Raw genomic sequence first — 16,718 nt, forward strand, 5'->3', positions numbered from 1 at the left:
GTCAGAGGCTGGCGGCCAGGGCCTTTCGCTCCGCGACGGCGCGCTCCGCCGCGTACAGACGAATGACCAGCCCGGTCAGCGCCACCCCGAGCACGCCCCACATCGTGGCGAGCGTGATCAGCGAGGCCCGGCGGAAGAACCACAACGTGTCGGCCGGGAAGTCCCCGACCTCGTTGACCGTCGGGAACAGCTCGCCGGCGACGACCATCACGGCCAGATAGGCCGCGATCGCGCCGACGACGGCGAGGTAGGTGCCGAACCGCCCGCGCAGCCGCACCGCGGCGTACGCCACGACCACCGCCGCCACGACCGAGAGGGCCTGGAAGGCGAAGTAGACCGCGGTGCGTACACCGATGGTGTCACCGCTGCCGACCGCCGGCGGGGTCGCCGGGTACTTGAGGAACGGCACCAGCGCGACCGCGACGAACCCGATCAGGGTGACGAGCGCGGTCGACTGACCGGGTGTCAGCCGTCCGAGACGGCCCAGCGTGGCGGCGGCGACCAGCCCGACGATGCCGCCGAGCGCGACGCCGACCGCCAGGGTGCCGGTCAGCAGCCCCCAGGTGCTCTGGTTGGCGCGGGAGACCTCAGGGGCCTCTTCCTCGCCACCCTCAGCAGCGTGGGAGTGCGAGTGTCCGTCGCCGGCCTCCTCCAGTGCGATGGCTGCACCGACCTGCGGCTCACCGACGGAGTACGCCACCAGGAAGGTGACGACCCCGGCGAGGAGGCCGGCTAGCAGGCCGCGTACGAGAAATGCACGCGGACTCATCAGTGGCAGGGGTAGCCGAGCAGATGACGACCGTCGTGGACCCACTCGTGGATCAGGGTGCCGGACGGGATCGAGACCGCGCCCTGGTCGGCGCTGATGAAGAAGAGCACCAGCAGACCGAGCAGTCCGAAGAAGAGCGCCCAAGGAGCGAGCTCACGGAGCGGGATGGTGGGAAGGTCGGCGCCGGCGACGGGCGCCACAGCGTGCTGCGACATATGTCCTCCTCAGGGATACCTGCGTCCCTGTTCGTTGGGGTTGGACGGACACTCGGGTCTGACTCCACCGCCGCGAGGCGATGTCACAGTAGCGCGACTGTGCCGGAGTTCCACCGGCTTCCTCATGTCCGTTGGGTGCACTCTAGGGCATCGGTACGTCCCCTGGCGACTGGTCAGCTCCGCCGATCGCGACACCTGATCGCGGCCGCGGCCAGGGCCCCCGTGATCGCCGCGCCGACGCCGACGCGGAGGGCCAGTTCGGTGGCGCGCGGGATGTCGGCGGGCTCGGTGGCGAGGCCGTCGCCCATCACCGCGCGGTGCTCGACGCGGTTGCCGTAGTAGGTGTTGGTGCCGCCCAGCCGGACACCGAGGGAGCCGGCGAAGGTGGCCTCGACAACGCCCGCGTTGGGGCTGGGGTGGGCGGCGGCGTCGCGGCGCCAGGCCCGGGCGGCCTCGCGTGCCGCGTCCGGGCTCGGGGAGGTGGCGATCGCGAGGAGGCCGGACAGGCGTGAGCCGGGGAGGTTGAGCAGGTCGTCGAGGCGCGCGCTGGCCCAGCCGAAACGCTCGTAGCGGTCGTTGTGGTGGCCGACCATCGCGTCGAGGGTGTTGGCGGCGCGGTAGCCGAGCAGGCCCGGTACGCCGCCGAGCGCACCCCACACCAGCGGCGCGACGACCGCGTCCGAGGTGTTCTCCGCGACGCTCTCGACCACGGCCCGGGAGACCTCGGAGGCGTCGAGCTGGGCGGTGTCGCGGCCGACGAGGTGGGTGAGCCGCTGCCGCGCGGCGGGCAGGTCACCCGTGTCGAGGTGGGCGTGGACGGCCATGGCCTCACGCTCCAGCGAGCGGCCACCCAGGACCGCCCAGGTCGCGGCCGCGGTCACCAGTGCCTTCGCCGTCGGGCCCGGGGCGAGCCGCTCGGCGGCGGCGCCCAGGACGACCGCTCCCCCGACCAGGGTGACGGTGTGCAGGACTCCTCTGGCCCGGTCGTCGGCGTACCAGGCCTGCTCCGCCTTCATCGCGACCGTGCCGAAGCCGGCAACCGGGTGGTGGCGCCGAGGGTCGCCGAGGAGACGGTCGAGCACGAAACCGGCCAGCAGCCCGATCGCCCGCGGGCTCACCGGTCTCCCCTGGTCCGGCGCAGCGCGGTCAGGAGCCGGCCGGTCGGCTCCTCGGGCCGCACCGCGATCCGCACCCAGTCGGGGCCGAGGCAGGGGAAGGTGTCGGCGCGGCGTACGGCGATGCCCTGCTCGCGCAGGGCCTCCCGGACACCGACGCCCGGGCGGGCGAGGACGAACGAGGCGGTCGAGGGGACGTACTCGATCTCCTGCTCGCGCAGACCCGCTTCGAGACGGTCGCGCCAGGTGGCGATCCGCTCGGCGCGCTCGCGGGCCTCGGCGCTGGCGCGCTCGGTGGCGCAGGCGAGCATCGCCGCGGCGGCGGTGGCCGAGACCGACCACGGGGTGCGTACGGCCTCCAGGTCGTCGATCACCGCGGCGTCGCCGACGACGTAGCCCGCGCGTACGCCCGGGATCGACCAGTGCTTGGTCAGGCTGCGGATCACCAGCAGCCCCTCGGCCCGCTCCGCGGTGAGGGTCTCGGGCTCGCCCGGCACCGCGTCCATGAACGCCTCGTCGACCACGACCAGCCGGCCGGGCTTCAGCAGAGCGCAGAGGGTGTCGGTGGGATGGAGCACGCCGGTGGGGTTGGTCGGGTTGCCGACGACGACCAGATCCGCGTCGTCGGGCACGGTTGCCGGGTCGAGGACGAACCCGTCCTCAGCGCGGAGGCGGACCTCGGTGACGGTGTGGCCGGCCTGCTCGAGCGCCGCATGTGGCTCGGTGAACTGGGGGTGCACGACGACCGGCTTCCGCCAGCTCCTGGCCCGTGCGACCAGCGTGAACGCCTCCGCCGCCCCCGCCGTCGGGAGCACCTCGGCGCGCTCGCGGCCGTGGTGCTTGGCCAGCGCCGCCCGCGCCGGCTCCTCGTCGGGGTAGGCGGTCGGGGCCAGCGAGTCGTGGAGTGCCTGGTCCAGCCACTCCGGGCGCGGTTCGGGGTAGACGTTCACCGCGAAGTCGAGCAGTCCGTCGCCCACCTCGACGTCGCCGTGGTGCCGGAGCGGATCAGCCACCCCGCTGTCCCCACCGCCGGTCGAGCCGCCGGAGCCGCTAGGGTCAGCTCGACCGACGGGGGCGGACGAACGTGCGGCGTCGGCGAAGCGGCGGGCGAGGTGTGGGTGGCCGGCCCAGTGCACGTGCAGGTACGACGCGTGGACGGTGTCGCTGCTGAAGCCCGTCGGTGCGTCGTCGACCGTCCATGCCGCCCTGGTCCCGGCGGGAGGGGTCGTCGTGGTGCGGTGGAACTCGTGGCCCATGACCTCCTCGCCCGCGCGGGTGAGCAGGGAGTCGGAGGCGGCGACCGCGACCGGATAGCGCAGGGTGAGACGCTCGCTCATCGCGGCGTGGGCGGGGATGGCGCCGGCCATGGGTACGCCGTCGAGGGACTCGGCCAGGTAGAGCAGACCGGCGCACTCGGCGACGGTCGGGACCCCCGCCTCCACGGCGGTCCTGAGGTCGCGGAGCAGGCTGTGGTTGGCGGCGAGCTCGGCGGCGTACACCTCCGGGAAGCCGCCCCCGAGGTAGATCCCCCTCGTACCCTCGGGGAGCGCGGGATCGGTGAGCGGGTCGAAGGAGCGTACGTCGGAGCCTGCCGCCTCGAGGAGCTCCTCGGTCTCGGGGTAGCGGAACGTGAACGCCCTCCCGCCCGCGACGGCCACGACCGGACGGTCGCGCCCCGGCGAGGCTTCGATCCCCAGCGCAGCGACCGGGTCCCACGGCTCGGTCTCGAGGTCGGGAGCAGTACGGGCGACGTCCAGCAGTGCCGACAGGTCGAGGTGGGCGGCGACCTGCTCCCCCAGGCGCTCGATCAGCGCGACCGACTCGTCGCGCTCGGCGACGGGGACGAGACCCAGGTGACGCGACGGCGAGGCGAGCGACTCGTCACGCGGCAGCATGCCGAGCACCGGCAGACCGGTCTGCTCCAGCGCCCGCCGGATCTCGTCGGCGTTGCGCCCGGGAGAGCAGCGGTTGAGCACGACTCCCCCGATGCGTACGGACGGGTCGAAGGCCGCCATGCCCGCAGCGATCGCGGCAGCGGAGCGGGACATCCGGGCGACGTCGAGGACCAGGACGACCGGCGAGGAGGTCAGGGCGGCGACGTGGGCCGTGGAGGCGAAGCCGTCGGTGCCGAGGCGGCCGTCGTAGAGGCCCATGACGCCCTCGATGACCGCGACCTCGGCGCCGCTGGCGCCGTGGAGCAACAGCGGTACGACCCGCGACTCCCCCACCAGGTGAGGATCGAGGTTGCGTCCCGGGCGTCCGGTGGCGAGCGCGTGGTAGCCGGGGTCGATGTAGTCGGGGCCGACCTTGTGGCCGCTCACCGCCGTTCCGGAGGCGCGCAACGCCGCCATCAGCCCGGTGGCGATCGTCGTCTTCCCCGAGCCGGTCGAGGGAGCGGCGACCACCAGCCGGGGCAGGGTCACCATTCGATGCCCCGCTGGCCCTTCTGGCCGGCGTCCATCGGGTGCTTGATCTTGGTCATCTCGGTGACCAGGTCGGCGACCTCGAGCAGCGCCGGGTCGGCGTCGCGACCGGTGATCACGACATGCTGGCGCCCCGGCCGCGCGGCGAGCACCGAGGCCACCTCGGCGGCGTCGACCCAGCCCCACTTGATCGGGTAGGTGAACTCGTCGAGGACGAGCAGGTCATAACGCTCGTCCGCCAGGCACCGCTTGATCTCGGCCCAGCCCTCGGCGGCGGCCGCGGCGTGGTCCTCCTCGGCACCCTGCTTACGGCTCCAGGACCAGCCCGAGCCCATCTTGTGCCAGTCGACCGGACCGCCCTCGCCGGTCTCCTCGTGGAGCTTCCCGAGGCGCTCGAGCACGGTCTGCTCGCCGATGCGCCACTTGGCCGACTTCACGAACTGGAAGACCCCGATCCGCCAGCCCTGGTTCCACCCGCGCAGCGCGAGCCCGAAGGCGGCGGTCGACTTCCCCTTGCCGGGGCCGGTGTGGACCATGATCAGCGGCCGGTTGCGGCGCTGGCGGGTGGTGAGCCCGTCGTCGGGTACGTTCAGCGGCTGTCCCTTCGGCATCAGGCAGCGCCCCTTCCCATGGTGGTTCCGGTGAACCCGTGGACGGTGGTGGTCAGCGCCTCGGCGCTCACCTCGGCGACCGGCACGTGCTCGGCGCCCAGGTGCTCGGCCAGCCGGCGCGCCAGCCCGAGCCGCATCGGCCCGCTCTCGGAGTCGATGACGACGGTGGTGACGCCCAGACCGGCGACGTACGCCGCGGCCTGCTGCGAGCGCCGCACCGCGTCCTTCCCGTGGGCCTTGGAGTTGGCACGGCCGTCGGTGACCACCACCAGCAACGGCCGCAGGTCGGGATCACGTAGGTGCTCGCGCTGCAGCACCCGGGCAGCCTCGAGGAGGCCTGCGGCCAGCGGCGTACGTCCCCCGGCAGGCACCTCGTCGAGCCGGGCCGCGGCGAGGTCGACCGATCCGGTCGGCGGCAGCACCAGCTCGGCACCCTCACCGCGGAAAGTGATCATCCCGACCTTGTCGCGGCGCCGGTAGGCGTCGAGGAGCAGCGAGAGGACCGCGGCCTTCACCTGCGCCATCCGCTTGCGCGCGGCCATCGAGCCGGAGGCGTCCACGCAGAAGAGCACCAGGTTGGCCTCCCGGCCCTCACGGACCGCGGTGCGCAGGTCCTCGCTGCGCAGCTCGACCTTCGCGGAGGTACGCGGCCGGGTGGCCTGCTTGCCCGCGGCCGCCTTGAGCGTCTCGACGAGGTGGAGCGAGCCGCGGGTGCTGGTGTTCGCGCCGATCCGGCGGCCGCTGCTGCCGATCGCCTTGCTCCGGCCACCGGTGCGGCCGGTGCCGAGACCGGTCACGGTCAGGAGGCGGGGGCGGTAGGCCGGGGCGGCGGCGGTGACGGACTCGGGTGCTAGGCCGGGAGCGGAGGGCGTGGGCGGAGCCTCGGGCTGGTCGTCCACGGAGTCCGCTGTGTTGGTCTCGACACCGTCTCGCTGGCGCTCGCCGGGCTCGACCGACGGGGGTTCGGCGTCGGTCGAACCGTCGTCGCTGGGCGGAGCCGGGTCGGGCCGGTCCTCCGGCCCGTTCTCCGGCCCACCCTCAGGTGGCTCGGGCGGGAGCTCCTCGTCGCCGAGGATGCGGTCGAGCAGGTCCTCGTCGAGACCGGGGGCGTCGAAGGGGTTGCGCCGGCGCCGGTGCGGCAGGGCGAGCAGGGCGGCGCGGCGGATGTCGGTGCGGGTGACCTCGGAGCGGCCGGCCCAGGCGGCGTGGGCGACGGCGGTGCGGGCGGTGACGATGTCGGCGCGCAGCCCGTCGACCTCGAACGCGGCGCAGACCTCGGCGATCTTGAGCAGCCCGGGCGCGGTGAGCCGGACCTTCCCGACCAGCGCGCGAGCGGCCGAGATCCGGGCGGTCAGGTCGCGCTCAGCGCTGACGTAGCGCTCGACGAATGCGCGAGCGTCCAGGTCGAAGGCCATCCGGCGGCGTACGACCTCGGCGCGCAGCTCCGGGTCCCGGGGCGCGGCGACCTCGACGGTGAGCCCGAAGCGGTCCAGCAGCTGCGGGCGCAGCTCGCCCTCCTCGGGGTTCATGGTGCCGATCAGCACGAACCGGGCCGCGTGCTCGACCGAGACCCCGTCACGCTCGACCGAGACCCGGCCCATCGCGGCCGCGTCCAGCAGCAGGTCGACCAGGTGGTCGTGGAGCAGGTTGACCTCGTCGACGTAGAGCAGGCCGCGGTGGGCCCGGGCGAGCAGCCCCGGCTCGAACTCGACCGCACCACGCGACAGCGCGCTCTCCAGGTGGAGCGATCCGACGACACGGTCCTCGGTGGCACCCACCGGGAGCTCGACCAGCCGTACCGGCCGGCTCTCCACGACGGCGGCCGAGCCGAAGGGACCGTCCGGTGACTCCGCGGACGGGTCGTCGGGGTCGATCGAGAACCGATCCCCCGCGTAGACCGAGATCGAGGGCAGCACGGCCGCCAGGCCGCGTACGGCCGTGGACTTCGCTGTGCCCTTCTCGCCGCGGACCAGGACCCCGCCGATCTCCGGGGAGATCGTGGTGAGCACGAGCGCGAGGCCCATGTCGTCGAGATCATCGGCTTGGCAGCCGAGGACGGCAGAAAATGGGTAGTGCACCGGCATGGAGAGGCTCCCGCTCCCTGTAGTTGTTGCCTGTTGGGGAAGGCGCGGGGCCGGTCTTCGGACTTGTCGAGTCCCTCGTCGGGCTCGATATACCGCAGCGGGCCTGTGCCGGATTCTCACCGGCTTCCCAGATTCTCCCCTCCCACCCGTACACGGATGGTCGGGGCACCTCACGCCTGTGCGGTCACTGTAGCGTCTGGCCTCATGATCGTCGTGGTGGGCATCGGTGCCGGAGGTTGGGACGAGATTCCCGTACGTCACCAGCAGCTGATCCGGGAGTCCGCAGTCCTCCTCGGAGGCAAGCGTCATCTCGACCTCGTCCCGGACGTCTCCGGACAGCGGCGCGAGGCCTGGCCCTCGCCGCTGCGGGAGGGCCTCCCGACGCTGCTCGGGTCGCTCCCGACCGACGCCACCGTCGTCGCGCTGGCCTCAGGCGACCCGCTGGTCTCCGGCATCGGCACGACCCTGATCTCGCTCCTGGGCCGGGAGAACGTACGCATCGAGCCAGCGGTCTCGTCCGTCGCCCTCGCCCGCGCCCGGATGGGCTGGCCGGCCGAGTCCTGCGTGGCCGTGAGCCTGGTCGGCCGGGACGTGTCGCTGGTCGCTCGCGAGCTCGCCCCCGGCCGCCGGATCCTCGCCCTCTCCTCGGACGAGTCGACCCCCGCCTCGATCGCGAACCTGCTGGTCACCGCCGGGTTCGGAGCGTCCACGATGACCGTGCTGGGCGATCTGGGGGCGGAGGCCGAAACGGCCCGGACCGCGACCGCCTCGGCCTGGGACGGCGAGTCCCCGCGCCTCAACATCGTGGCGATCGACTGCACCGGCGCGCCTGCGCTCGGCTGGACCGCCGGCCTCCCCGACGACGTCTTCGAGAACGACGGCCAGCTGACCAAGCGCGACCTGCGGGCCTCGGCCCTGGCTCGCCTGGCACCGACCCCGGGCGAGCGCCTGTGGGACGTCGGCGCCGGGGCCGGCTCGGTCGGCATCGAGTGGATGCGGGCGCACCCCTCCTGCACCACGACCGCGGTCGAGGCCAGCCCCGAGCGAGCCGCCCGGATCGCCCGCAACGCCGCCCGCCTCGGGGTGCCTGGACTGCACGTGGTCGAGGGCCGCGCCCCCGATGCTTTGGCCGGCCTTCCTGCCCCGGATGCGATCTTCATCGGCGGTGGCGCGACCCGCCCCGGGGTCGTCGACGCCTGCCTCGCCGCGCTCCCCCCGGGCGGCCGCATCGTCGTCCACGGCGTCACTCTCGAGACCGAACAACTCCTCGCAGGGCTCTACAAGAATCGTGGCGGTGAGCTCACCCGTATCGCCGTCGAGACGACCTCCTCGATCGGTTCCTTCACCGGCTGGACGCCTGCACGCACCGTCACGCAGTGGGCATTCGCGGCCAACCCTTGATCCCCGGTGGCCAGCGGCCGGTCCATCGCCGGTCTAGGCGAACAGGTGCCACCGCCGTACTTTTGATAGAGGAAACTGGCTTGTGAAAGCTTCACAAGCCAGTTTCCTCTATCAAAAGTACGGGTAGACCTCTATCGCTGCCGTCGCCCGGCCGGGATGCGCCGACCGGTATGCGATGGACGCCACGGTGGTCCCCGACCTAGCGTCATCGAATGCTGATCACCACGCAGCAGGCTTGTGAGCGCCTCGCGAAGGTCCACCTCCTGGGCCGCAACCAGGCGCTGCGCATCCTGCAGTCTGGACTCGCCGGCCCGCGCAGTCGAGTCGGCTCGGCATACCGGTACGACAGCAACGCGGTCGAGCAGCTCCTCGCCCGGCCACGCAGCACTGATGAGGCCCTCGACCGACATCAGCCGTTCATCGCGCGGATCGGCCGCACCAGACCGTTCGACCTCAGCGCCACCTGGGAGGAACAGCGCGCAGACGTCTCGACGGGTTGGTACCTTCCCTCGCTCGCCTACCACCAGATGCGTCCCCGGCTCCCGGTGCCGTTCCTCGCTACGCTCGGCGCCTGGGTCGTCTTCGGCGCGGAGATCACCGGCTATGAGAATTCGCACGAGGCCGCCGACCAGCCGCCCGACCAGCCATCCGGCCAGCCGAGATCCAACCGCGCACAGAACCGACGCCTCCCGCCGGCCAGCCTCGTGCTCGGCCCACCCGGCGATTGGTTCTCGGAGTTCGAGGACACCTGGCTGCCAATCGAGAACGGCGCGACCTGGACGCTGTGGGGCGCGCTCAACTCGACGCCGTCACGCGCCGACCCGCTCAGCATGTACTACTACGACCAACTGGAGGAAGAGCGCTTCCTGAAGCACCTCTACTCGACCGGTCGACACCGGGCCCTGGCCCGCAGGCTAGAAGGTCTCGTCGTGGACGACGCTCGAGAGCGGTGAGCGGTGGCGCCAGCCGAAGCGCTCCAGGTCGGGGACATCAGGCAGATCCTCGACATGACCGACGCAGAGCCAGGCGACGGGGCGTACGCCTTCCGGCATGCCGACCAGGTCGCGCAGGAACTCCTCGCGGTAGAAGCTGACCCAGCCGACGCCGAGGCCCTCGGCGGTGGCGGCGAGCCAGAGGTTCTGAATGGCGCAGACGACCGAGTAGAGGCCGGCGTCTGCGATGGCGTGGCGGCCGAGGACGTTGGGCCCGCCACGGCTCGGGTCGTAGCCGACCACGATGCCCAGCCCGGACTCGCGGATGCCCTCGATCTTGATCCGGGAGAACGTCTCCGCACGCTCGCCGGACAGCGTGGCGGCGAAGGTGTCGCGCTCGGTCGCGACGTGCGCGTGGAAGCGCTCGAGGCGGTCGGCGTCGCGTACGAGCACGAAGTCCCACGGCTGCGACATCCCGACGCTCGGGGCGGCGTGGGCGGCGGAGAGGACGCGCTCCAGTACGTCCGGGGCGACCGGCTCGCCGGTGAACTCGGCGCGGGTGTCGCGGCGGCGGTTGATGGCGTCGTAGAGGTCCATCAGGCACGCACCCGGGCAGCGTCGTAGAGGAACGACTCGCCACCGTCGCGGGCCAGCGCGGGCCCGGCGAGGATGACGGCGGCCTGGCGCAGGCCGGCCTCCTCGACGGCATCGGCGATCGTCGCGACCGTCCCGCGCAGCACCTGCTGCTCGGGCTGGCTGGCGCGGTAGACGACCACGACCGGGCACTGCGGTCCGTAGTACGGCAGCAGCTCGGCCATCAGCTCGCGGGTGCGCCGGATCGCCAGGTGGAGCACCAGGGTGGCACCGGTGGCGGCGTACGCAGCCAGCGACTCCCCCTCCGGCATGGCCGTCGACCGGGCCTGGGTGCGGGTGAGGACCACCGACTGGGCCACCAGCGGGACGGTGAGCTCCCGTCCCACCAGCGCGGCTGCCGCCGCGTAGGCCGGCACCCCGGGCGTCACGTCCCACGGCACCTCGGCGGCATCGAGGCGACGGGTCTGCTCCGCCACGGCGGAGTAGACCGACGGATCGCCGGAGACGAGGCGTACGACCTGCTTGCCGTCGCGGTGGGCAGCGACGATCGTCCCGACGATCTGGTCGAGGTCGAGCTTCTGGGTGTCGACCAGCTCGGCCTCCGGGCTGCAGTGCGCCAGGACCTCGGGGTCGAGGTAGGTGCCGGGATAGAGCACGACGTCGGCAGCCTCGAGAAGGCGGGTCGCGCGTACGGTCAGCAGGTCGGCGGCGCCGGGGCCGGCGCCTACGAAGTGGACGGTCTGCTGGGTGGTCTGCTGGGTGGTCACAGCACGAACCTCGGCGTCCAGACCTGCCCGGCCGCGGTCACCCGGGTGGAGCTCGCCCCCACGATGACCAGGCACTTCATGTCGATGGTCGCCGGATCCAGCTCGCCGAGGGTGGTCACGGTCAGCGACTCCTCGGCCCGCCCGACGTCGCGCCCGACGATGACGACGGTGTCGGGCTTGCGCTGCTCGAGGAGTACGTCACGAGCCCGGCCGATCTGCTCGGTGCGCGAGCGCGAGGCGGGGTTGTAGATCGCCAGCACCAGATCGGCCGCCGCAACCGCGCGCAGCCGGTCCTCGACGACGGACCACGGCTTGAGCCGGTCCGAGAGGGACATGACCGCGAAGTCCGCCCCCACCGGCGCGCCCGCCCGTGCCGCCACCGCCTGGACGGCGCTGACGCCGGGCAGCACGGTGACGCGCACGTCGGCATAGGCCGGGTCCGAAGCCGCCTCGAAGACGGCCGAGGCCATCCCGAAGACCCCGGCGTCGCCGCCGGAGACGACCGCAACCCGCTCCCCGGCGAGCGCCAGGTCCAGCGCGTGCCGGGCCCGGTCGACCTCGACCGTGTTGCCCGACGCGTGCCGCTGCAGCCCGGCGCGCTGCGGCACCCGGTTGACGTACGGCGCGTAACCGACGACGTGGCCGACCTCCGCCAGCGCCGCGCTCACCTCGGGCGTCAACCACCGGTCGGGTCCGGGCCCCAGCCCGACCACGAGCACCTCCCCGGCGCCACCGCTGGTCGAGCCGCCGGAGCCTCTAGGCGGAGGCGTGTCGAGACCAACAGGGTCCCCTGACGCGCTCGATTCGACCGTGTTGGTCTCGACACGGAGTCGTTCGTCCCTCACGACTCCGGCTCGACCAGCGGTCGGCTGCGAGTCGCCAGGGACCACGATGAGCGAGAAGTACGGCACCGACGACGGGTCCACATCAGCGACCGGCAGCCAGCGCTCCTCGGGCTGCGAGGCACGCTCGACGTACCAGGCACCTTCGAGCCGTCCGGCGGCCTCCAGCGCGGAGCGTACGGCCGGGAAGGTCCGGCCGAGCTTCATGACGATGGCGGCCTCGGTGTCGGCCAGACGCCGGGCGAGCTCGGGCTCGGGCAGCGTGCCCGGGAGCACCGTGAGCACGTCGGTCTGCCGCACCAGCGGAGTCGAGACGGCAGCGGTGGCGGCCGCGAAGGCCGGGACGCCCGGCACGACGGAGGTCTCGTAGACCTCCTTGAACCGGTCGTGGAGATACATCGACGAGCCGTAGAAGAGCGGGTCGCCCTCGGCGAGCAGGACCACGTCGCGACCGGCGTCGAGGTGGGCCGAGAGCCGGACCGCGCAGGACTCGTAGAACTCGGCCATCGCACCGACGTACCCGCCGGGGTGGGTCGTGGTTCCCGTCGTGACCGGGTAGCGCAGCTCCTCCTCGATCGCCCCCGAAGGGATCAGCGAGGCCGCGATCCGGCGAGCGTGGGACTGCTTGCGCACCCCGGCGTGATACGCGACCACCGGGGCCGCCCCGATCAGCCGGGCGGCCTTGAGGGTGATCAGCTCGGGGTCGCCCGGGCCGATGCCGACGACGGTGAACCGTCCGGGGGTCGGGCCGGTCATTCCTGCTCCTGGGCGAGTGCGTTGAGTGCGGACGAGGTCATCGCCGAGCCGCCACGGCGGCCCCGGACGGTGACGTAGGGGATGTCGATACCGTGGTCGTCGGCGAAGGAGGCGAGCGCTTCCTTGGACTCGGCGGCGCCGATGAAGCCGACCGGGCAGCCGACGATCGCGGCCGGCCGCGGACCGCCGTCGAGGATCATCTCGAGCAGGTGGAAGAGCGCCGTCGGGGCGTTGCCGATGGCGACCACAGCACCCTCGAGGTAGGGCTCCCACAGCGACAACGCGGCGGCGGTGCGAGTCGTCCCCCAGGCGCGGGCGAGCGCGGGGACCCGGTCGTCGCCGAGCATGCAGAGCACCTCGTTGTCGCGCGGGAGACGGCTGCGGGTGACCCCGGTCGCGACCATCGTCGCATCGCACAGGATCGGCGCGCCGGCCTCCAGCGCACCGCGCGCGGCCTTCACCAGGCCGGGGTGGATGACCAGGTCGGCGGCGAGATCGACCTGACCGCTGCCGTGGATCATCCGCACCGCGAGCCGCTCGGCGTCCGCGGGCACCGCGGAGAGATCCGCCTCGCGCCGGATGGTCGCGAAGGAGTCGACGTAGATCGCCGGTCCCTGGTCGATGTAGTCGTAGCGCCGGGTCGGACGGACCTGCGGCGCAGGCACGAGTACGCCGCGCCACAGCGTCACCACGACCGCGGGCGCCCGCTCCGCCAACGCCTCGACGGCGGCCCGGTCCAGGGCCCCCTCGGCGAAACCGAGGTGCTCACCGCCGGGCACCTCGCCGAACCCCAGCTCGGGAGACTCCGCCGGCATCCGCGCGTCGGCCTCTACCGGCTCGACGAGCAGGCGGTCGAGCTCGTCGACGTGCCAGGGCGCCGACGGCCCCTCGCCGCGTACGTCCAGGAAGCGCGAGGCGAGCGCGATCAACCGGGAGGCGGCCTCGGTGAGCGGCACGACCGGCCCCCACGAGTCGCCGACCCGCAGCTGCCCCTCGGTCTCCGAGAGCGCCACCAGCCCGAGGTCACACTCGCGCGAGACCAGGTCGCCGCGACCGTCGTCGAGCACGAACAGGAAACGCCCGGGCAGCGCGGCCAGCCGCGGCGAGGCGCACAGCAGCCGGTCCAGCGACGCGGCGACGCCGCGCAGGTCGGCCCGTCCCCCGGCGAGACCGGTCTGCGGGGAGACCATCACGTTGCGTACGAGCTCGTGGGTCTGCGCCGGCACCAGACCGGTCGCCTTCAGCGCGGTGAGCACCTCACCGGGAAGACCGCCGTCCTCACCCACGGGGAGGCCGCGCACCTGCAGGTTGGCGCGGCCGGTGAGGTAGACCCGACCGTCGCCGTAGGTCTCCGCGACGGAGACCAGCGACAGCAGCGAGGCGGTGGAGACAGACCCACCGATCAGGCGCAGCCGCACCAGCAGACCGTCGTCAGCCGGCCATGGACGGCCGACTCCTGGGCACCGGTCGGTTCGGACTCGGGACATCGCCACACCTGCTCTGGTCAGGTGCCCTTCCGCGGGGCACGTGGTGACCTGGCGGCGGGCGCCGCCAGAGCCAGCAGGTCTTCGGACTCGGAATCGATCGGAGCGGAGCGCCTTCCCGGAGCCAGGCTCCAGTGGCTGCCCTCCCGGAGGAGGAGCGTGCCCCGCCCGTCATCCTCACCGCTGCGCGTCAGTCCCGGACTCTCACCGGGTTCCCTGACCCCATCAGGATGGAGTACGACTGGCAGGGCGAGACTACCTGGCGTCGGCGCCGAACCGGCAGTCAGCCTGGTCACGACGCTCAGAAGGGGTAGCGCTCGATCTCCGACTGGATCGTGACCCACTGGATGTCGCAGAAGGTGTCCAGGTTGGCCGAGGTGCCGAAGTGGCCGCCGACTCCGGACGCCTTGGCGCCACCGAACGGGGCGACGGCCTCGTCGTCGACGGTCTGATCGTTGATGTGCACCGCGCCCGAGGTGATCCGGTCGGCGAGCTCGAAGGCCTTGAACGGGTTGGCGGTGAGCAGCGAGACCGAGAGACCGTACTCGGAGGAGTTGATGATCTCGATCGCGTCCTCGACGCTCCCGTAGCCCACGACCGGGGCGACCGGGCCGAAGATCTCCTGGCTGAACGCCGGACTGTCCAGGGGTACGTCGGCCAGGACCGTCGGACGGTAGAAGAGCCCGTCGTGGGTGCCGCCGGCGAGCAGCCGCGCACCTGCTGCGACGGTGCCCTCGACGATGTCGTGCACGCTCTTGAGCTGCCGCTCGTCGATGATCGGGCCCAGCGCGTTGGCCGGGTCGGTCGGGTCGCCGACCGGGATGGCCTCGGCCTTGGCGGCCAGCTTGGTGGCGTACTCCTCCACCTTGTCCTGGGGGACCAGGTGACGGCCGGTGGTCATGCAGATCTGGCCCTGGTGGAGGAAGGATCCCCAGGCGCCGGCGGAGGCCGCCGCGTCGATGTCTGCGTCGGGCAGCACCAGCAGCGCGTTGTTGCCGCCGAGCTCGAGGTGGACCTTCTTCAGCAGCGGCCCGGCGGCCTCCCCGATCTTGCGACCGGCGGCGGTGGAGCCGGTGAAGGAGATGCAGGGCACGTCCGGGTGGGCGACCAGCGCGGCACCGACCTCGGCGCCGGCCGGCAGCACGTGCAGCAGCCCCTCGGGCAGCCCGGCCTCGGCGAGGATCTCGGCGAGCGCGAGGCCGCCGGAGATCGAGGTACGCGGGTCCGGCTTGAGCACGACCGCGTTGCCGAGCGCCAGCGCCGGAGCCACCGAGCGCATCGAGAGGATCGCCGGGAAGTTGAACGGGCTGATCACGCCGACGACACCGACCGGGACGTACCGCCCGATCGAGACCCGCGGCTTCATGCTGCGCAGCATCTGCCCGTACGGCTGGGCGGCGAGCGCCGCGGCCGCGCTCAGCTCGGAGGTCACCAGCATCGCCTCGAAGCCGGCCTTGCCCTGGCCGGACCCGGCCTCCGGCACCAGCCAGCGGGTCAGCCGGTCGGGATCGGCCTCGAGGATGGCGGCCGCCTTGGTCATCACCGCGGCGCGCTCGGTGTAAGGCAGGGCGGCCCAGGCGCGTTGCGCCTGCTTGGCGGTCGCGACCGCCTTGTCGAGGTCGGTGACGTCGGCCTGCCCGATCGTGGCGATGGTCTCCCCGGTCGCGGGGGCCGTCACCGCCATGGTCCCGGCGCCGCCGGGCACGAAGGCTCCGTCGAAGATCTTCTCGTCCCAGATGCTCATGTCGCCCGAGGCTATGACCGGCGCCACACCGCGGCCAGGGCATGATTCCGCCCAGCGGAAGTCAGATCTGGACCTCGTCGCCGGCGGCCCCCACGCCCACGCCCCGCAGCTCGGCCCGCGTGGAGGCCAGCTCCTCGCGTACGGCCTTCATCTCCTCGCGGAGCGAGGCCAGCATCTCCATCTGCTCGGCGTCGTTCTCCTCCTCGTGCTTGGTGAGGCTCTCGACGCTCTCCATGCCGGAGACGACGACGGCGAGGAAGAGGTTGAGGACAGCGAAGGTCATCACCAGGATGAAGACGACGAAGAAGATCCACGCCGAGGGGTCCTCGGCCATCACCTCGCGGGCGATGTCGGGCCAGGCCTCGCCGGTCATGGTCTGGAAGAGCGTGAACGCGCTGGTGCCGAGGTCGCCGAAGTACTCGGGCGCGATCTCGCCGTAGAGGTTGGTCGAGATCACCACCGCGACGTACATCATCAGCACCAGCAGCGCTGCGACCGAACCCATCCCCGGCATCGCGGCGATCAGGCCGTCGACGACGCGGCGCATCGACGGGACCGAGTTGACCAGGCGCAGCACGCGCAGGATCCGCAGCGCCCGCAGCACCGACATAGGCCCGGTGGCCGGCACGAGCGCGATCGCCACGATCGCGGTGTCGAAGATGTTCCACGGGTCGAGGAAGAACCTCGGACCGTACGCCACCAGCCGCAGCACCAACTCGACGACGAAGACCCCGAGCAGCAGGCTGTCGAAGAGCGCCAGCTCGTGGGCGAGGTGCTCGGGCACCATCGTCTCCACGCCGAGCACCACCGCGTTGACGATGATCACGCCGATGATGACCTTCTGGAAGGTGTCGTTGTCGACCAGCGCACGCACCCGATCGCGCGCCGAGATGTTGCTCGGACCCATGAACGCTTCGTCCTCCTGAGACTGTGAGCTGCGTTCCGTGACAGCGGCCGGAGCCTATCGGGCCGGGGCGGCGC

At 72.4% G+C, this 16,718-nt stretch carries 14 protein-coding genes, 1 pseudogene and 2 riboswitches; of the genes and pseudogenes, 2 read left to right on the forward strand and 13 right to left on the reverse strand.

The genetic code is table 11. From position 1 onward, the window contains the following. Position 1 precedes the first annotated feature (1 nt). The 6 genes from G5C66_RS04220 to G5C66_RS04245 form a co-directional block, all read right to left on the reverse strand. On the reverse strand, positions 2 to 769 hold the full coding sequence (locus tag G5C66_RS04220; RefSeq protein ID WP_165109717.1) for a CbtA family protein: 768 nt from the start codon (positions 767 to 769) through the stop codon (positions 2 to 4). Next, positions 769 to 984: a CbtB domain-containing protein gene (locus tag G5C66_RS04225; protein ID WP_160028078.1), complete on the reverse strand. Its 216-nt coding sequence runs from the start codon at positions 982 to 984 to the stop codon at positions 769 to 771. The genes G5C66_RS04220 and G5C66_RS04225 overlap by 1 nt, the downstream gene beginning before the upstream one ends. Positions 985 to 1,157: 173 nt before the next feature. Beyond that, entirely contained in the window at positions 1,158 to 2,102 is a 945-nt protein-coding gene (locus tag G5C66_RS04230) for a cobalamin biosynthesis protein (protein WP_165109718.1), read from the reverse strand. Further along, positions 2,099 to 4,525 carry a bifunctional hydrogenobyrinic acid a,c-diamide synthase/histidinol phosphate aminotransferase CobBC gene (locus G5C66_RS04235; protein ID WP_165109719.1) on the reverse strand — a complete coding sequence of 809 codons (2,427 nt, stop codon included), beginning with the start codon at positions 4,523 to 4,525 and terminating at the stop codon, positions 2,099 to 2,101. The genes G5C66_RS04230 and G5C66_RS04235 overlap by 4 nt, the downstream gene beginning before the upstream one ends. Then, a complete protein-coding gene (gene cobO, locus G5C66_RS04240; RefSeq protein WP_165109720.1) occupies positions 4,519 to 5,133 on the reverse strand; it encodes a cob(I)yrinic acid a,c-diamide adenosyltransferase in 615 nt (204 codons plus the stop codon). The genes G5C66_RS04235 and cobO overlap by 7 nt, the downstream gene beginning before the upstream one ends. Further along, on the reverse strand, positions 5,133 to 7,217 hold the full coding sequence (locus G5C66_RS04245; protein WP_165109721.1) for a VWA domain-containing protein: 2,085 nt from the start codon (positions 7,215 to 7,217) through the stop codon (positions 5,133 to 5,135). The genes cobO and G5C66_RS04245 overlap by 1 nt, the downstream gene beginning before the upstream one ends. Positions 7,218 to 7,248: 31 nt before the next feature. After that, positions 7,249 to 7,405, reverse strand: a riboswitch (cobalamin riboswitch). Positions 7,406 to 7,421: 16 nt separating this feature from the next. Between G5C66_RS04245 and cbiE the strand changes: the two genes are divergently transcribed. Continuing rightward, a complete protein-coding gene (gene cbiE / locus G5C66_RS04250; protein ID WP_206443718.1) occupies positions 7,422 to 8,618 on the forward strand; it encodes a precorrin-6y C5,15-methyltransferase (decarboxylating) subunit CbiE in 1,197 nt (398 codons plus the stop codon). A 212-nt stretch (positions 8,619 to 8,830) separates the two neighbouring features. Further along, entirely contained in the window at positions 8,831 to 9,571 is a 741-nt protein-coding gene (locus G5C66_RS04255) for a hypothetical protein (RefSeq protein WP_165109723.1), read from the forward strand. Here G5C66_RS04255 and bluB read toward each other — a convergent pair. The 7 genes and pseudogenes from bluB to G5C66_RS04285 all read right to left on the reverse strand — a co-directional run bounded on the left by bluB (position 9,533) and on the right by G5C66_RS04285 (position 16,644). Next, positions 9,533 to 10,147 carry a 5,6-dimethylbenzimidazole synthase gene (gene bluB / locus G5C66_RS04260; protein WP_165109724.1) on the reverse strand — a complete coding sequence of 205 codons (615 nt, stop codon included), beginning with the start codon at positions 10,145 to 10,147 and terminating at the stop codon, positions 9,533 to 9,535. The two genes, G5C66_RS04255 and bluB, sit on opposite strands and share 39 nt — an antisense overlap. Next, positions 10,147 to 10,911 carry a precorrin-4 C(11)-methyltransferase gene (gene cobM / locus G5C66_RS04265; RefSeq protein WP_165109725.1) on the reverse strand — a complete coding sequence of 255 codons (765 nt, stop codon included), beginning with the start codon at positions 10,909 to 10,911 and terminating at the stop codon, positions 10,147 to 10,149. The genes bluB and cobM overlap by 1 nt, the downstream gene beginning before the upstream one ends. Then, positions 10,908 to 12,509, reverse strand: a complete 1,602-nt coding sequence (cobJ, locus tag G5C66_RS04270) for a precorrin-3B C(17)-methyltransferase (RefSeq protein WP_165109726.1) — start codon at positions 12,507 to 12,509, stop codon at positions 10,908 to 10,910. The genes cobM and cobJ overlap by 4 nt, the downstream gene beginning before the upstream one ends. Then, positions 12,506 to 13,114, reverse strand: a complete 609-nt coding sequence (locus tag G5C66_RS25810) for a precorrin-8X methylmutase (protein WP_338144074.1) — start codon at positions 13,112 to 13,114, stop codon at positions 12,506 to 12,508. Before G5C66_RS25810 ends, cobJ begins: the two co-directional genes overlap by 4 nt. A gap of 693 nt (positions 13,115 to 13,807) precedes the next feature. Further along, positions 13,808 to 13,996: pseudogene (locus G5C66_RS25815) on the reverse strand (nitrite reductase); the annotation flags it as partial. Between the two features lie 55 nt (positions 13,997 to 14,051). Beyond that, positions 14,052 to 14,253: riboswitch (cobalamin riboswitch) on the reverse strand. A 41-nt stretch (positions 14,254 to 14,294) separates the two neighbouring features. Beyond that, a complete protein-coding gene (locus G5C66_RS04280; protein ID WP_165109728.1) occupies positions 14,295 to 15,737 on the reverse strand; it encodes an aldehyde dehydrogenase family protein in 1,443 nt (480 codons plus the stop codon). Positions 15,738 to 15,798: 61 nt separating this feature from the next. Beyond that, on the reverse strand, positions 15,799 to 16,644 hold the full coding sequence (locus G5C66_RS04285; RefSeq protein ID WP_165109729.1) for an ion transporter: 846 nt from the start codon (positions 16,642 to 16,644) through the stop codon (positions 15,799 to 15,801). Positions 16,645 to 16,718: the final 74 nt, after the last annotated feature.

The sequence above is a fragment of the Nocardioides turkmenicus genome, assembly GCF_011045035.1.
GTDB classification, from domain to species: domain Bacteria; phylum Actinomycetota; class Actinomycetes; order Propionibacteriales; family Nocardioidaceae; genus Nocardioides; species Nocardioides turkmenicus.

What these genes read in the sequence shown, in the direction of transcription:
- G5C66_RS04220 (WP_165109717.1), bottom strand. Translation starts at nt 769, where the DNA reads ATGAGTCCGCGTGCATTTCTCGTACGCGGCCTGCTAGCCGGCCTCCTC.
- G5C66_RS04225 (WP_160028078.1), bottom strand. Translation starts at nt 984, where the DNA reads ATGTCGCAGCACGCTGTGGCGCCCGTCGCCGGCGCCGACCTTCCCACC.
- G5C66_RS04235 (WP_165109719.1), bottom strand. Translation starts at nt 4,525, where the DNA reads ATGGTGACCCTGCCCCGGCTGGTGGTCGCCGCTCCCTCGACCGGCTCG.
- cobO (WP_165109720.1), bottom strand. Translation starts at nt 5,133, where the DNA reads ATGCCGAAGGGACAGCCGCTGAACGTACCCGACGACGGGCTCACCACC.
- G5C66_RS04245 (WP_165109721.1), bottom strand. Translation starts at nt 7,217, where the DNA reads ATGCCGGTGCACTACCCATTTTCTGCCGTCCTCGGCTGCCAAGCCGAT.
- cbiE (WP_206443718.1), top strand. Translation starts at nt 7,422, where the DNA reads ATGATCGTCGTGGTGGGCATCGGTGCCGGAGGTTGGGACGAGATTCCC.
- G5C66_RS04255 (WP_165109723.1), top strand. Translation starts at nt 8,831, where the DNA reads ATGCTGATCACCACGCAGCAGGCTTGTGAGCGCCTCGCGAAGGTCCAC.
- bluB (WP_165109724.1), bottom strand. Translation starts at nt 10,147, where the DNA reads ATGGACCTCTACGACGCCATCAACCGCCGCCGCGACACCCGCGCCGAG.
- cobJ (WP_165109726.1), bottom strand. Translation starts at nt 12,509, where the DNA reads ATGACCGGCCCGACCCCCGGACGGTTCACCGTCGTCGGCATCGGCCCG.
- G5C66_RS04280 (WP_165109728.1), bottom strand. Translation starts at nt 15,737, where the DNA reads ATGAGCATCTGGGACGAGAAGATCTTCGACGGAGCCTTCGTGCCCGGC.
- G5C66_RS04285 (WP_165109729.1), bottom strand. Translation starts at nt 16,644, where the DNA reads ATGGGTCCGAGCAACATCTCGGCGCGCGATCGGGTGCGTGCGCTGGTC.